A 14074-nucleotide genomic window follows, 5' to 3' on the forward strand; every position below is an offset into this window, starting at 1 on the left:
GCTTTTTTCAGATGATCTTTGCAGAAGGCGCCTTCAGAGTCGTCCTACATAATTGGATAAATCCCAGCCCGCGCTGCCCCGATTGGCTTACGGGATCATGACAAGGCCCAGCAGAACGGTGAGCTCAAGCAGTTCCAGCAGTGCACCTGCGGTATCGCCCGTGGTACCGCCCAGGCGATTGCACATCAGCCTGCGCAAGGCGACGAACACGACCGCCGTCAGCACCATTGCCCAGCCAGCCAATGTCAGGCCCACGCCGGCACAGATCAACAGTACCCACCCTGCTGCGCGGCGGGGCATGTGCTCGGCCAGCGCCTGGCCCAACCCGCCAGGCCGCACATAGGGGGTACACAGGAACAGCCCCAGCAGCGCTGCTCGACCGATGACCGGTGCCAGCATCAGTTGCAGGCCAGCTCCCTGCTCGATCAGTGCCCACAAGGCGCAGAACTTGAGCAGCAGCACCAACACCAGCGTCACCACCGCTGCCGGCCCGCTGCGCGGGTCTTTCATGATCTGCAGCGTGCGTTCGCGATCACCAAACCCGCCTAGCCAGGCGTCTGCGCTATCTGCCAGGCCGTCCAGGTGCAGCGCGCCACTGAGCAGCACCCAGAGGCTCAGCAGCAAGGCGGCATGCAGCGGCGCCGCAACGCCTGCGAGCCAATGGCTGGCCAGCCATAGCAGGAGACCGAACAGCAGCCCGACCAAGGGGTAGTACAACAACGAGCGGCCTACCTGGCGTGGCGTTGGCATGCCGGGCAAGGTGACAGGCAGGCTGCTTAGAAACTGCAGGGCAATCCAGAATGGCAGCATGCTAACCCCCCTCAACCAGCTGGCCATCCTCGCCGACTTGCAAGCGCACCAATGCGCCATGGCCGACTTCCACTTGCAACAGCTGCGCCCTGGGCAGGCCACGGGCGCGGGCCAACAGCAGCCGCATGACACCACCATGGGTGACCAGCAGTACGCGCTTGCCAGCATGCTGGCGGTACAACCCCTCGATGGCCGTCAGGACGCGCTGCGCAAACGCCTGGACCGGCTCGCCATTGGGCGGCGTATAGCCGTAGGGATCAGCCCAGAACTGCCCAAGCGCCTGGGCGTCGTGTTCCATGATCTGCAACGCCGTGCGCCCTTCCCAATCGCCGAAATGCAGTTCTTGCAATGCAGGCTCGCGCTGCACGGGCAGGCCCAGCCTGGCGCCCAGCTCATCGGCAAATCGGCCACAGCGCTGCAATGGCGAACTGACCAATGCCTGCCAAGGCCCTGCGTCGGCCACGGCGGCGCGCATTTGAGCCCAGCCCTTTTCGGTCAGGGCGTCATCGAGGCTGCCACGCAGACCACCTTGCTCGGTTTCCCCGTGGCGCAGCAAGTCGAGCCTCATGCCGGACGGTCCGCCACGGCAGCCTCGGCAAAGGTCGCCATTTGCCCGTGTAGCGCGCAGGCCAGCCGCAGCAACGGCACGGCCAGCGCGGCACCACTGCCCTCACCCAGGCGCAGCCCCAGAGCCAGCAACGGCTCGGCCTGCAAGGCGCTCAGCACCGTCTGGTGGCCGGGCTCCGCACCCTGGTGGGCGAACAACAGCCAAGCGCGGCACTGGGGGTTGAGGCGCACGGCCACCAAGGCCGCCACCGTGCAGATGAACCCGTCCACCAGCACCGCCACACCCGCCTGGGCACACGCCAGATAAGCGCCGGCCAGCGCCGCCAGCTCGAAGCCCCCCACGCAGCCCAGTGCACGCAGCGGTTCATCGGCCGCCAGGCGGTGCAAGGCCAGAGCCCGCTCGATGACGTGCGCTTTGTGCTGCACGCCGGCACTGTCCAACCCAGTGCCTGGCCCGCTCAGCGCGGCTGGCGGACAGGCGAGCAGTACGCTGGCCAGCGCCGCCGCTGCGGTGGTGTTGCCGATACCCATTTCACCGCCGATGAACAGCTGTGCGCCGTGGGCCGCCGCCCGCAGCGCGCTGTCACGACCTGCCTGCAAGGCGGCCTGCAATTGTGCCTCGCTCAGGGCGGGCTCTCGGGCGAAATTGGCCGTGCCGGGGCCAAGGTGCACGTGGCGAACGCCCGGCAGTGCGAGCGTCGGGTCGACCGTGCCGAGGTCGACCACCTCCAAGGTGGCGTGCAGTTGGCGTGCCAGCACACTGATGGCGGCACCCCCGCCGACGAAATTGCGCAACATCTGGCCTGTCACGGCCTGAGGATACGCCGAGACGCCCTCCTCGACCACGCCGTGGTCGCCGGCGAACAGGCTGATCGCAACGTGCTCGAGCACCGGCCGTTCGCAGCCCTGCAGGCCTGCCAGCTGAATGGCGAGCGTTTCGAGCTGGCCGAGCGAACCGGCAGGCTTGGTCAATTGTTGCTGCCGCTCGCGTGCTGCGGCCATGGCCGCACCGTCGATGGGCTGGCAGGGCATCTGCCACCAGACAGGGTTCATGATGCAGGTCCTTTGAGCGTGAGTGGGAGGCCAGCGACCGTGAGGATCACCTGCTGGCAACGTTCGGCCACCGCCTGGTGCACGACACCGGCCAAATCGACGTAACGTCGCGTCAACTCGCCCATGGGCACCACACCCAGGCCAGTCTCGTTACTGACCAGGATGATGTGGCCGGGCAGGTGCTCAAGGCAGCCCAACAGGGCATCACGTTCCTCGGCCAACCGGCGCGGGTCATCCAGCATCAGCAGGTTGGTCAGCCACAGCGTCAGGCAGTCCACCAGCAGGCAGCGGTCAGCAGCAGCTTCGGCCTTTAGTACAGCAGCCAGGGCCAAGGGTTCTTCGATCAACCCCCACTCCACGGGCCGGCGCTGGCGGTGCAGCTGCACCCGCTCATCGAGTTCGCCGTCCAGCGGCTGACTGGTGGCGATATAGGTCACAGGCAAGCCGCAGTCGGCTGCCCGCTGCTCGGCCAGGCGGCTCTTGCCAGACCGGGCTCCGCCGATCACGAACGTACGCACGTCAGGGTACTCCACACAATTGGCGCAGGCGCTGGGTGTCCAGGTGCTTGTCCACCAGGTCAGCCAGGCGTTCGATGTCGCGCTCGCGCAACGCCTCGTAGTCGATCAGTTGCACGTCTTCAAGCCCAGCCCAGCGCAGCAGGGCCGCGCAGGAGGCGCTGCCCTCGAACAACCCGTGCAGGTAAGTGGCCAACACCTGGCCGTCCGTGCTGATGGCACCCTCGCAGCGGCCGTCGGCCAGGCGTACCGCCGGGTGCGCCAGCGCAGGGCCAGTGGTGACACCGGCATGGATCTCGTAACCGGTCACGGGCGATGCGTCCAGGTGCAAGGTTCCGGAGACATTGCGCAACTGCTTGTCGGCTTCCAGCACCGTGGCGTAGTCCAGCAGGCCGAGGCCGGGGCTGGAGCCTGCAGCGCCCTCCAGGCCCAGCGGATCGTGCACCTCGCGCCCAAGCATCTGCAGGCCGCCGCAGATACCGATTACCTTGCCGCCATAGCGCAGATGGCGTTCGATGGCCCTGTCCCAGCCACGCGCGCGCAATTGCGCAAGGTCGCCACGCACGCTCTTGGAACCCGGCAGGATGATCAGGTCCGCTGGCGGCACCGGCTGACCAGGGCCAATGAACTGCAGGTCGACCTGCGGGTGCAGGCGCAGCGGGTCGAAGTCAGTGTGGTTGCTGATGCGTGGCAGCACCGGCACGATCACCTTGAGCACGCGCTGCTGCTTTTCGCTCTGGCGCCGGTCGATGCCGTCCTCGGCTTCAAGGTGCAGGTCGGTGACGTACGGCAGCACGCCTAGCATGGGTTTGCCGGTGCGCTGCTCCAGCCAGTCGAGCCCAGGTTGCAACAAAGCGATGTCGCCCCTGAAACGGTTGATGACAAACCCTTTGATCCGCGCCTGCTCGCTGGGCGACAGCAGTTCGAGGGTACCGACCAGGTGGGCGAACACGCCCCCGCGGTTGATGTCGGCGACCAGGATCACCGGGCAGTCCACGGCTTCGGCGAACCCCATGTTGGCAATGTCGCCGGCCCGCAGGTTGATCTCCGCCGGCGACCCTGCGCCCTCGACCATGACCACTGGCCAGCCCTGGCTCAGGCGCTGGTGCGAGGCCAGCACGGCCTGCATGGCGATGGCCTTGTAATCGTGGTAGGCAACCGCGTTCATGCTGGTCACCGCACGGCCATGGATGATCACCTGGGCGCCTGTATCGCTGTTGGGTTTGAGCAGCACCGGGTTCATGTCGGTGTGCGGCGCCAGGCGACAGGCCTGGGCCTGCACCGCCTGGGCCCGGCCAATCTCGCCACCGTCGGCGGTCACGGCGCTGTTGAGGGCCATGTTCTGCGGCTTGAATGGCACCACGCCGATGCCCTGGCGCAGCAGCCAGCGGCACAGGGCAGTCACCAGGGTGCTTTTGCCGGCATCGGAGGTGGTGCCTTGCACCATCAGGGTCGTCATGTAAGGTCCTTGGGGTAGGCACTCAGGGCCTGGGCCAATCGTCGTTCGTCTGCCTGGCTTGGCGGCAAGCCGAAACGCAAGGCCGCCGGGCGCTCGAACAGGCGCACCAGCACCCCGTGTCGGGCAAGGTGATCGTGCAATCGCGCGGCATGCTCGCACCGCACGTACTGGAACAGGTCACACCCGCCGGCGGGCGCCAGCCCTGCATGGGTGAGCAAAGCCGCCAAGCGTTCGCTGGCATCTGCACAGCGCTGGCGCTGCAGCTGCTGCATGGCCAGGTCGGTCAGGCTGGCCTGGGCCAGCACCCGGCTGGGACCATTGATCGTCCACGGGCCGAGCAGTTCGGTCAGGCGCAGCAGCAAGCTATGCTCTGCGGCCACGAAGCCCAGGCGCACACCGGCCAGGCCGAAGAACTTGCCGAACGAGCGCAGCACGATCAAACCGGGGCGCTCGGCACTTTCCATCACGCTGTTTCCGGGGCTGTTGTCCATGAAGGCTTCATCGACCACCAGCCAACCACCGCGCGCTGCCAGGCGCTGATGCCATCCCAGCAGCGTGGGCGCAGGCACGACACGGCCGGTGGGGTTGTTCGGGTTGACCAAGACCAGGACGTCGAGGTCGTCGAGCGCGTCGTCGACCTGATGCTCATCGAGCTCGAGCAACGCGTGTCCAACGCGCTGCCAGGCATAGGGATGCTCGGCATAACAGGGCGTCAGCACCCCGACCCGGCTCGGGCTGCGCAACAGCGGCAGGGCCTGGATGGCAGCCTGTGAGCCCGCTACGGGTAGCAGTCGCGTGGCGCCGTAGTAGCTACACGCCGCCTGTTCGAGGCCATCGTCTGTTTCCGGTAGCCGTGCCCAGGCTTCGAGTGGGATCGGCGGTATCGGGAAGGACCAGGGCGCAATGCCGCTGGACAGGTCCAGCCACTGCTCGCGGGCGATGCCGTACTGCCGAACCGCGCGCAGCAGCCGGCCTCCATGTTCAAGCATTCAGATAAGCTCCCAGACAGAACACCAACAGCCACAGCCATACCCCACGCTGCACCAGCGTCCAACCGCCCTCGATGGCATCGGGGCTGGCCGGTGGGCCGTCGCCCAGGCGCGGGCGGTCGTGCAGCTGGCCGTGGTACACCGCCGGCCCACCCAATTCAACACCCAGGGCCCCTGCCCCGGCCGCCATGACCGGGCCGGCGTTGGGGCTGTCCCACAGTGGCCCCTGGCGCCGCCAGCAGGCCAGCGCCAGACGGGTTTTGCCCAGCACCGCATAAGTAAGCGCGACCAGGCGCGCCGGCACGTAGTTGAGTAGGTCATCGATGCGCGCCGCGCACCAGCCGAAGCGCTCGAAGCGCTCGTTGCGATAGCCCCACATGGCATCGAGGGTGTTGCTCAGTCGATAAAGCACCACCCCTGGCGCCCCGGCCACAGCAAACCAGAACAAGGCGGCGAATACGGCATCGCTGCCGTTTTCCAGCACCGACTCAGTGGCTGCCCGCGCTACCGCCGTCTCGTCCAGCTCACGGGTTTCACGGCTGACCAGATACCCCACCCGCCGCCGTGCTTCTTCCAGATCCCCCTGGCGCAGGGCCGTGGCCACCGGCAGCACATGTTCGCCCAGGCTGCGCAGCCCCAGGGCGCAGTACAACGCCAGCACATCGACCAGCCAGCCGATCACAGGCAGCCAGGAGAGCATGAGGGCCAGCAAGGTCAGGGGCACCACCGCCAGGAACCAGGCGCTCACACCATGACTGCGCCAACCACGCCCGCCGGCATTGAAGCGCCGCTCAAGGCTGCTGGCCATGTTGCCGAACGCAACCAGCGGATGGCGCCGCCGGGGCTCGCCGAACAATGCATCCAGGGCCACACCGGCCACGGTCAGCAACGCCACGCTCATGCGCCTTCTCCCCAACGGTTTTCAAACAGCATCTGGTGCAACGGCCGTTCTTCGGCCCAGTTCTGCATGACCAGCATGGGTGCAGGGTAGAATGCCGCCACCGGCCCCAGGCACAGCACGGCCACGGGTTTGGCGCCGCTGGGCATGCCAAGCAACGCTGCCAGCGCCTTGGGATCGAACAGCGATACCCAGCCCATGCCCAGCCCTTCGGCACGGGCGGCCAGCCAGAGGTTCTGGATGGCGCAGGCGAGCGAGGCCAAGTCCATCTCAGGCAGCGTGCGGCGCCCGAAAATGTGGGGCTCACGGTTGTCCATCAAGGCGGCGACCCACAGTTCGGCGCAATCGTTGATGCCCTCTACCTTGAGCTTCATGAATTCGTCCGAGCGCTCGCCCAGCGCCTGTGCAGTCAACGCCCGCTCGGCCTCCACCAGTGCCTGGATGCGCCCACGCAAGGCCCGCTCGGTGATGCGGATGAACCGCCATGGCTGCATCAAGCCCACGCTCGGTGCCTGGTGGGCTGCGCTGAGTAACCGTGTCATGACCTGCGGCGCCACCTCGCCTTGAACGAAATGGCGCATGTCGCGCCGCTCGCCGATGGCGCGATAGACCGCGGCACGCTCCTGGTCGCTGAACGCATGCTCGCTCATGGGCAAAGCAGCGCTGCGGCCGCCTCCGGGTTGGAGGGGAAGTAGAAGTGCACGTAGGACGCGGTCAAGCGGCCCAGCCGATACACGGCTTCGTTGCCGCGCCCGCCGTTGGGGCTCAACCCACGTGCCAGCGGCTTGAGCGCAGTGCTGGTCAGGGAGTGGTGGTAGGTATGGCCGCGCAGTGTGCCCTCGGGCAGCTCGACCGCTTGCAGGGCCAGGGCCGCCAGGCGCTTTTGCATGGTCGCTTCACCTGGCAGCAACCCGAGCAACTCGACCCTGTCCCCGGCCACGTCGGTCAGCGCGTCGAGCAGATACAGCATGCCGCCGCATTCGGCCAGCAGTGGCTTGCCTTGGGCGTGATGGGCGCGGATGGCCTGGCACATTGAGGTATTGCGCGCCAGGGCATGGTGGTGCAACTCGGGGTAACCGCCGGGCAGGTACAGGCTGTCCACTTCGGGCAGCTGCGCATCATGCAGGGGGGAGAAAAACTGCACCTGTGCGCCTAGACGGCGCAACAGGTCCAGGTTGGCGCCATAGAGAAAGGCAAAGGCTTCGTCGCGGGCTACACCGATACGTACACCCGCCAAGGTAGCCTGGGCGGATAGCGGATCGGCCGGCTCGAAGGTGACGGCCGGTGGCAACGCGGCATCGCAGCTGGCGCCCAATGCTTGGGCAGCAGCGTCCAGACGTGCGTCCAGGTCGTTCAACTCGCTGGCCTGCACCAACCCCAGGTGACGGCTGGGCAGTTCGATGCCGCGCTCGCGGGACAAGCCGCCATACCAACGCAGGCCCTCCGTCAGGCTGCCTTCGAGCAGTTGCGCATGACGCAGGCTGCCCACCCGGTTGGCCAACACTCCGGCAAACGGCAGGTCCGGCTGATAACGCGCCAGGCCCAGGGCCAGCGCGCCAAAGGTCTGGGCCATGGCCGTACCATCAATCACCGCCAGCACCGGCACACCGAAGTGACGCGCCAGGTCGGCACTCGAAGGGGTGCCGTCGAACAGCCCCATCACCCCTTCGATGAGGATCAGGTCGGCTTCACCTGCCGCCTCCCAGAGCAGCCGGCGGCTCTCCTCGGCACCGATCATCCACAGGTCGAGCTGGCGAACGGGTGCACCGCTGGCACGTTCGAGAATCATGGGGTCAAGAAAGTCAGGCCCGCATTTGAACACCCGCACCTTGCGGCCCAGATTCCGGTGCAGGCGCGCCAGCGCGGCAGTGACCGTGGTCTTGCCTTGGCCAGAGGCCGGTGCGGCAATCAGAACGGCGGGGCAATGGCGGGCCTGGCTCACAGCTCGACGCCCTTCTGGGCACGGATACCGGCCTGGAACGCGTGCTTGAGCATACCCATTTCGGTCACGGTGTCGGCCAGCTCGACCATTTCAGGCTTGGCCGCGCGACCGGTGACGATGACGTGCTGCATGGGAGGGCGGGCCTGGATGTCCGACAGCACCTGGTCCAGATCAAGGTAGCCGTGCTTGAGCGCGATGTTGAGCTCGTCGAGCACCACGAACTGCACCGCAGGATCCTGCAGCAGTTGCCGGGAGACGGCCCACGCCGCTTCTGCCGCCGCAATGTCACGCTGGCGGTCCTGCGTCTCCCACGTGAAGCCCTCGCCCATCACGTGGTAGCGCACCTGTTCGGGAAAGCGCCTGAAGAACAGCTCTTCGCCGGTGCTGTTGCGGCCCTTGATGAACTGCACCACGCCGCACTGCATGCCGTGGCCCAGGGCCCGGGCCAGCATGCCGAAGGCCGAGCTGCTCTTGCCCTTGCCATTGCCGGTGAGCACCAGCAGCAGGCCGCATTCGTTAGGGGAGTTGGCAATGCGCTCGTCAATGACCGCTTTCTTGCGCTGCATCCGTGCCAGATGGCGTTCGTCGCGCTCGGTGGCGTCGCTCATGGGAAGTTCTCCGCTGGCTGACACCACGATCGAGCGCCGTGTCAGGGAATGGGCAGGCAAACGGAGCGCGCGCAGGGGCATTGGCCAAAGCCAGAGTGCACCGCGCATCACCCTCCGTGATGCCGTTGGCAGTATCAGGCCGGTCTCCGGGCTCATGAGCGGGCCACTGGCCCTGACCTGCGCGCCTTCCCGGGGATCGTACCCAGTGGCCCTGCGCGGCCGTCTCTCACCTACCGTTGCGGGGGCAGCGCCGGAATCGCACCCTGCGGGCGCTCACCGACTTCCCAGTTTCACCCTGGCCAGACGTGGCTGGCGGGGCACCTGAAACACGCGCGAAGGTTAGAGGGTTGCACCCGGAGCGTCAATCGACGCGGCTCGCCTGGCGGCACAGCAGCGATCGCCGAGCCGCCGATGCAGCCCCTGCCGCCTGTGCGAATGAACCCGCGGCATTCCCTACCCTCTGAATCAATAGAACCTGCCGAGGACGCCGACCATGAACCGCGTGGCACTGCCTGTTGTACTTGTTGTAAGCCTGGGTTTGAGTGGCTGCGGCGAAAGGGCGCGTTATACGGTGGCCGACGGCAGCGGCCCCACACCGCAGCTGCCCTCCCCTGCCAAAACCCTGCTACCCACCGTGAACATCGCGCCAGCCGTCGGCTGGCCCGCCGGACGCATGCCCCAGGCTGCACCCGGGTTGCAGGTGTCGCGCTTTGCCGGTGACCTCGACCATCCGCGCTGGCTCTATGTGCTGCCCAATGGCGACGTGCTGGTGGCAGAAACCAACGCACCTGCCAAACCCGAAGACGCCAAGGGTATCCGCGGATGGGCCATGAAGCGGGTCATGGCACGCGCGGGGGCCGCCGTGCCCAGCCCTGATCACATTACCCTGTTGCGCGACGCGGACCAGGACGGCGTTGCGGAAATCCGCCATACCTTTGCCGACGGGCTGAACTCACCCTTTGGCATGGCGCTGGTAGGCACCGATTTTTACGTGGCCGATACGGATAAACTGCTGCGTTTTCACTACCAGCCCGGTGCACGCCAAGTAACCGGTCCGGCAGAGGTGGTCACCTCACTGCCAGCCGGCCCGTTGAATCACCACTGGACCAAGAATGTCATCGCAAGCCCCGATGGACGGCGCCTCTATGTCACCGTGGGCTCGAACAGCAACGTGGGTGAAAACGGCCTCGATCAGGAGCAGGGGCGCGCCGCGATCTGGGAGATCGACCCCAGCACCGGAAAGCACCGCCTGTTCGCCACCGGCCTGCGCAACCCCAACGGGCTTGCCTGGGAGCCTCACAGTGGCGCGCTCTGGACCGCAGTCAACGAACGTGACGAAATCGGCAGCGACCTGGTACCGGATTACATCACTTCGGTACAAGCAGGTGGATTCTATGGTTGGCCCTATAGCTACTATGGCCAGCACGTGGATGAGCGCGTGCAGCCCCAGGACCCTGCCAAGGTCGCCCAGGCACAGGTACCCGACTACGCCGTGGGGCCGCATACCGCTTCACTGGGGTTGGCCTTCGCCGGGCCGGGTGTGTTGCCGGCGCGTTTTGGGGCAGGTGCATTGATTGGCCAGCATGGGTCCTGGAACCGCAAGCCCCACAGCGGCTACAAGGTGATATTCGTACCCTTCGACGCCTCGGGAAAGCCGTCGGGCAAGCCCATGGACGTGCTCGATGGGTTCCTGAATGAAAGCGGCCAAGCCATGGGCCGCCCCGTGGGGGTTGCCCTGGATGGCCACGGGGCCGTGCTGGTAGCTGACGATGTGGGCAATACCATCTGGCGCGTCAGCAAAGCTCGGTGATCGGGCTCAGGGGTTCTGGGCCAGGTGCCCTTGTGGGATGACCCGCTTGGCCTGCAGGTAGGCCTTGGCCCAGTAGCTGTTTGACAGATAGTCCAACCGCACCGTACCGCCGGTGCGGGGCGCATGCACGAAGCGCCCGTCCCCTACATAAATACCAGCATGGCTTACCTGCGAACCGCCACTGGTCGCGAAGAACACCAGGTCACCGGACTGCAAGGACTTCACATCCACAGTAGGCGCACGCATGCCGATCATCTCCCGCGTGGAGCGCGGCAGGCTGATGCCGGCGGCATCGCGGTAGACGTACTTGATCAGACCACTGCAGTCGAAACCCGAATCGGGCGTATTGCCGCCCCAGCGGTAGGGCGTGCCAACCAGACCAATGGCGCGAATCAGTACGTCATCGGCAGTGGGCGAGAAGCTGGGTTGGCTATAGGTAACCTGAGGCTGCACGACCCGTGTAGGGGCAGGTGCCTGGGGTTGGCTCGAGCAGGCCGCCAGTAAGGCTGCCAGGGAAATGAAAGCGAAGCGCGCCATCGTTGTCATGGCCAAAACATCCTGTATGGGAACGCTGGGCCGCAGCGGGATAGAGTTGAGAAATTAGATTAGACGCTTTCTGTAAATACGCACGGCGTCGAGCTTTTTTGCAAAGCAGCGACGCCGTGGTTAGGACACATCAGATTGCCATTAGTTGCGCGCGATATGAGTCGGCGCCATGGCCAAGGCACGTTTGGCCTCAAGGAAGGTCTTGCTCCAGTAACGGTCACCGAGGCTATCGATGCGCACACCACCGCTACGACGGCTGCTGGAGTGGATGAACTGGTTGTCGCCCAGGTAAATCCCGGCATGGCTGACACGGCCACGGCCGTTGGTACTGAAGAACAGCAGGTCGCCTGGCTTGAGTTTGTTGCGCGCCACCTTCGGCGCATCGACGTTGATCATCTCGCGAGTAGAACGCGGCAACGTCATGCCTGCCTCCTCGCGGAACAGGTAGCCGATGAAGCCGCTGCAATCGAAGCCGGATTGTTCCGAGGTACCGCCAAAGCGATAGCGGGTGCCGATCAACGACATGCCGCGCTCCAGAATGCTGTCGGCCAGCACTGGCAACTGATAGGGCTTGCTGCTGGAGAAGACCTCCAGTTCATCGTCGGTAGCCACTTCCTGGGGTTCGCCAAACACTGGCGAAGACGAGGCCTTGGCCTTGATCGCCGGCTGTACGGCGACCGGGGTGTGATCCTGGGGCTGGGATACCGGGCCTTGGGCCGCACAGCCAAAAAGCAGGGTCACGAGTGCGAGTGGCACGAGGGGTGCGAAGCGCTTGAGCATGGGCACAACCGTGTCTGTAATCCTTTAGTGGGGTGGAACTATGCCCACTATAAGTTCCATTTGCAAATTTTATCGAAAAAGATGTGACTTTTCCGTGGGATGGCTCTGGCCCCGTGTTTCCAGGGGCTTACCAGCCGAGGGTTTCCTTCAGGAAAGGAATGGTGAGTTTGCGCTGGGCTTGCAGGGAAGCCTGATCGAGCCGTTCCAGCAGATCGAACAGCGCACTCATGCTGCGCGCGCCGCGGGTGAGGATGAAGTGACCCACTTCGTCGGTCAGGTGCAGGCCGCGCCTGGATGCCCGCAATTGCAAGGCACGTAGCTTGTCTTCGTCAGACAGGCCGCGCATCTGGAACACCAGGGCAAGGGTGAGACGGGATTTCAGGTCAGGCAGCTTGACCGGCAATTCCCGCGGGGAAGCGGAGGCTGCCAGTAGCAGTCGACGGCCGCTGTCGCGCAGGCGGTTGAACAGGTGGAACATGGCCTCCTCCCAGTCCGGCTTGCCGGCAATGACGTGCAGGTCATCGATGCACACCAGCTCGTACTGGGCCAGGTAGTCCAGAAGACCGGTACCGCGCTCGAGCAGCTGCGCCAACGGCAGGTAGACGGCAGGCTCGCCCCGCTGCTGGAAGCGATGGGTGGCCGCTTGCAGCAGGTGCGTGCGGCCCACGCCTTGTTTGCCCCACAGATAGATGAGGCTCTCGGTCCAGCCGGCGTCGGCTTCGCAAAGCCGCTCGACATACCCCAACGCAGCGGCATTGGCGCCCGGATAGTAGTTGATGAAGGTGGCGTCGTCGCGCAGGCGCACACCCAGGGGCAACTGGATCGGTGGTTTCATGCTCGCGGGCGGTCGACAGGACCGCTGGGGGCCTTTTGTGGACAATCGGCAAAGTCTATACCTGCCAAGCGGGGTGCACAATGACGCCGCTGCAGAGTCCAAGCAAAATCAATGGGTTGCACTATCGCCGCAGCAACCGAGGCTCACCTGCCGGCCTGTCACGGCTGGTCGGGTGCAGGGGGATCGAGGTGGACGGGAGCCGGCGCATCCCCTGCATACATGTCCGACTCCTTGTACAAGCCGTGCACGTGGCGCAGCAGCACCATGATGACCGCCGCCACCGGAAGCGCGAGCAGCACGCCTGTGAAACCGAACAGCTCTCCGCCGGCCAGGATGGCGAAGATCACCGCCACAGGGTGCAAACCGATCCGGTCGCCTACCAACAGAGGTGTCAGCACCATGCCCTCCAGTGCCTGACCGACCATGAAGACCGCGACGATGCCGAGCATGGGATACAGATCGCCACCGAACTGGAACAGCCCTGCCACCAGCGCCGCACCGATGCCAATGATGAAGCCCATGTACGGGACGATGGCCGCCAGGCCTGCCAGCATGCCGATCAACAACCCCAGTTCAAGACCCACCAGCATCAAGCCTGCCGAATAGATGATGCCCAACGCGACCATCACCAGCAGTTGCCCACGCACGAACGCACCCAGCACCTCATGGCACTCGCTGGCCAGCCCAACGATTTGTGGCTCCCTCTGGCGCGGCAACAAGCTGCGCAACTTGGCCATCATCAAGTCCCAGTCACGCAACAGGTAGAACCCGACCACGGGGATCAGCACCATGTTGGCCACCCAGGCCATTAACGCCAGGCTGGAGGCCGTTGCCTGGGACAAGAGCATGCTGACGATATCGGTGGTTTGCCCCATGTGCGCGCCGATGGCCGCTTTGATCTTGTCGAATTTCCAGAACCCGTCGGCAAGGCCCAGACGCCCCTGCACCCATGGCAAGGCGACATGTTCGAGCCAGTCAAGCATCTGCGGCGCCAGCGCGTACAGGCGCACCAACTGCTTGGCCAACATGGGGATGAGCACGAGCAACAGTGCAAGCATCAGCAGCGTGAACAGCCCGAACACCACCACTACGCCCCAGGTCCGCGACAAACCCAGGCGCTCCAGGCGATCGACCAGCGGGTCGGCCAGGTACGCCAGCAGAATGCCGACCAGAAACGGCGTGAGAATATTGTGCAGGCTATAGAGCAGGGCGATAGCGATCAATGCCACGCCCAGCCAGATCCAACGACGCATGTCAGTCAT

Annotated in this window: 15 protein-coding genes and 1 riboswitch; of the genes, 1 reads left to right on the forward strand and 14 read right to left on the reverse strand. The window is 65.3% G+C overall.

Annotated elements, in window-relative coordinates; all coding sequences use genetic code 11:
* Positions 1–87: 87 nt before the first annotated feature.
* From B2J77_RS15375 to cobO, 10 genes are read right to left on the reverse strand one after another with little or no spacing between them, the layout of a single operon-like run.
* Complete coding sequence (locus tag B2J77_RS15375) at positions 88–810, reverse strand: adenosylcobinamide-GDP ribazoletransferase (protein ID WP_078478964.1); 723 nt, start codon at positions 808–810, stop codon at positions 88–90.
* A 1-nt stretch (position 811) separates the two neighbouring features.
* On the reverse strand, positions 812–1378 hold the full coding sequence (cobC, locus tag B2J77_RS15380) for an alpha-ribazole phosphatase family protein (protein ID WP_058605362.1): 567 nt from the start codon (positions 1376–1378) through the stop codon (positions 812–814).
* Complete coding sequence (gene cobT, locus B2J77_RS15385) at positions 1375–2430, reverse strand: nicotinate-nucleotide--dimethylbenzimidazole phosphoribosyltransferase (protein WP_078478965.1); 1056 nt, start codon at positions 2428–2430, stop codon at positions 1375–1377. Before cobT ends, cobC begins: the two co-directional genes overlap by 4 nt.
* On the reverse strand, positions 2427–2948 hold the full coding sequence (cobU, locus tag B2J77_RS15390; protein WP_058605360.1) for a bifunctional adenosylcobinamide kinase/adenosylcobinamide-phosphate guanylyltransferase: 522 nt from the start codon (positions 2946–2948) through the stop codon (positions 2427–2429). Before cobU ends, cobT begins: the two co-directional genes overlap by 4 nt.
* Before the next feature lies 1 nt (position 2949).
* On the reverse strand, positions 2950–4404 hold the full coding sequence (locus tag B2J77_RS15395) for a cobyric acid synthase (RefSeq protein WP_078478966.1): 1455 nt from the start codon (positions 4402–4404) through the stop codon (positions 2950–2952).
* The gene (gene cobD / locus B2J77_RS15400) at positions 4401–5393 is read right to left on the reverse strand and encodes a threonine-phosphate decarboxylase CobD (RefSeq protein WP_058639484.1); all 993 of its coding nucleotides are present in this window, start codon (positions 5391–5393) and stop codon (positions 4401–4403) included. Before cobD ends, B2J77_RS15395 begins: the two co-directional genes overlap by 4 nt.
* Positions 5386–6294 carry an adenosylcobinamide-phosphate synthase CbiB gene (gene cbiB, locus B2J77_RS15405; protein ID WP_058605357.1) on the reverse strand — a complete coding sequence of 303 codons (909 nt, stop codon included), beginning with the start codon at positions 6292–6294 and terminating at the stop codon, positions 5386–5388. Before cbiB ends, cobD begins: the two co-directional genes overlap by 8 nt.
* The gene (gene bluB, locus B2J77_RS15410; protein WP_193754411.1) at positions 6291–6947 is read right to left on the reverse strand and encodes a 5,6-dimethylbenzimidazole synthase; all 657 of its coding nucleotides are present in this window, start codon (positions 6945–6947) and stop codon (positions 6291–6293) included. The genes cbiB and bluB overlap by 4 nt, the downstream gene beginning before the upstream one ends.
* Entirely contained in the window at positions 6938–8233 is a 1296-nt protein-coding gene (locus tag B2J77_RS15415) for a cobyrinate a,c-diamide synthase (protein WP_078478967.1), read from the reverse strand. The genes bluB and B2J77_RS15415 overlap by 10 nt, the downstream gene beginning before the upstream one ends.
* Positions 8230–8841: a cob(I)yrinic acid a,c-diamide adenosyltransferase gene (gene cobO, locus B2J77_RS15420; protein ID WP_027913925.1), complete on the reverse strand. Its 612-nt coding sequence runs from the start codon at positions 8839–8841 to the stop codon at positions 8230–8232. The genes B2J77_RS15415 and cobO overlap by 4 nt, the downstream gene beginning before the upstream one ends.
* A 119-nt stretch (positions 8842–8960) precedes the next feature.
* A riboswitch (cobalamin riboswitch) is annotated at positions 8961–9181 on the reverse strand.
* Between the two features lie 153 nt (positions 9182–9334).
* Between cobO and B2J77_RS15425 the strand changes: the two genes are divergently transcribed.
* On the forward strand, positions 9335–10651 hold the full coding sequence (locus B2J77_RS15425; RefSeq protein ID WP_078478968.1) for a PQQ-dependent sugar dehydrogenase: 1317 nt from the start codon (positions 9335–9337) through the stop codon (positions 10649–10651).
* 6 nt (positions 10652–10657) lie between these two features.
* Here the strand turns inward: B2J77_RS15425 and B2J77_RS15430 are convergent, their stop codons facing one another.
* The 4 genes from B2J77_RS15430 to B2J77_RS15445 form a co-directional block, all read right to left on the reverse strand.
* On the reverse strand, positions 10658–11197 hold the full coding sequence (locus B2J77_RS15430) for a C40 family peptidase (protein ID WP_058605353.1): 540 nt from the start codon (positions 11195–11197) through the stop codon (positions 10658–10660).
* A gap of 141 nt (positions 11198–11338) precedes the next feature.
* Positions 11339–11977 carry a C40 family peptidase gene (locus tag B2J77_RS15435; protein ID WP_028686867.1) on the reverse strand — a complete coding sequence of 213 codons (639 nt, stop codon included), beginning with the start codon at positions 11975–11977 and terminating at the stop codon, positions 11339–11341.
* A gap of 127 nt (positions 11978–12104) precedes the next feature.
* Complete coding sequence (gene hda / locus B2J77_RS15440; RefSeq protein WP_027913921.1) at positions 12105–12812, reverse strand: DnaA regulatory inactivator Hda; 708 nt, start codon at positions 12810–12812, stop codon at positions 12105–12107.
* A 158-nt stretch (positions 12813–12970) separates the two neighbouring features.
* Positions 12971–14074 carry an AI-2E family transporter gene (locus B2J77_RS15445; RefSeq protein WP_058639487.1) on the reverse strand — a complete coding sequence of 368 codons (1104 nt, stop codon included), beginning with the start codon at positions 14072–14074 and terminating at the stop codon, positions 12971–12973.

It is taken from the genome of Pseudomonas parafulva (assembly GCF_002021815.1).
Lineage (GTDB): Bacteria > Pseudomonadota > Gammaproteobacteria > Pseudomonadales > Pseudomonadaceae > Aquipseudomonas > Aquipseudomonas parafulva_B.

Excerpts from the sequence above, each read along its gene's own strand:
- B2J77_RS15375 (WP_078478964.1), bottom strand. The coding sequence starts at position 810 with ATGCTGCCATTCTGGATTGCCCTGCAGTTTCTAAGCAGCCTGCCTGTC.
- cobC (WP_058605362.1), bottom strand. The coding sequence starts at position 1,378 with ATGAGGCTCGACTTGCTGCGCCACGGGGAAACCGAGCAAGGTGGTCTG.
- cobT (WP_078478965.1), bottom strand. The coding sequence starts at position 2,430 with ATGAACCCTGTCTGGTGGCAGATGCCCTGCCAGCCCATCGACGGTGCG.
- B2J77_RS15395 (WP_078478966.1), bottom strand. The coding sequence starts at position 4,404 with ATGACGACCCTGATGGTGCAAGGCACCACCTCCGATGCCGGCAAAAGC.
- cobD (WP_058639484.1), bottom strand. The coding sequence starts at position 5,393 with ATGCTTGAACATGGAGGCCGGCTGCTGCGCGCGGTTCGGCAGTACGGC.
- cbiB (WP_058605357.1), bottom strand. The coding sequence starts at position 6,294 with ATGAGCGTGGCGTTGCTGACCGTGGCCGGTGTGGCCCTGGATGCATTG.
- cobO (WP_027913925.1), bottom strand. The coding sequence starts at position 8,841 with ATGAGCGACGCCACCGAGCGCGACGAACGCCATCTGGCACGGATGCAG.
- B2J77_RS15425 (WP_078478968.1), top strand. The coding sequence starts at position 9,335 with ATGAACCGCGTGGCACTGCCTGTTGTACTTGTTGTAAGCCTGGGTTTG.
- B2J77_RS15430 (WP_058605353.1), bottom strand. The coding sequence starts at position 11,197 with ATGACAACGATGGCGCGCTTCGCTTTCATTTCCCTGGCAGCCTTACTG.
- B2J77_RS15435 (WP_028686867.1), bottom strand. The coding sequence starts at position 11,977 with ATGCTCAAGCGCTTCGCACCCCTCGTGCCACTCGCACTCGTGACCCTG.
- hda (WP_027913921.1), bottom strand. The coding sequence starts at position 12,812 with ATGAAACCACCGATCCAGTTGCCCCTGGGTGTGCGCCTGCGCGACGAC.
- B2J77_RS15445 (WP_058639487.1), bottom strand. The coding sequence starts at position 14,074 with ATGACTGACATGCGTCGTTGGATCTGGCTGGGCGTGGCATTGATCGCT.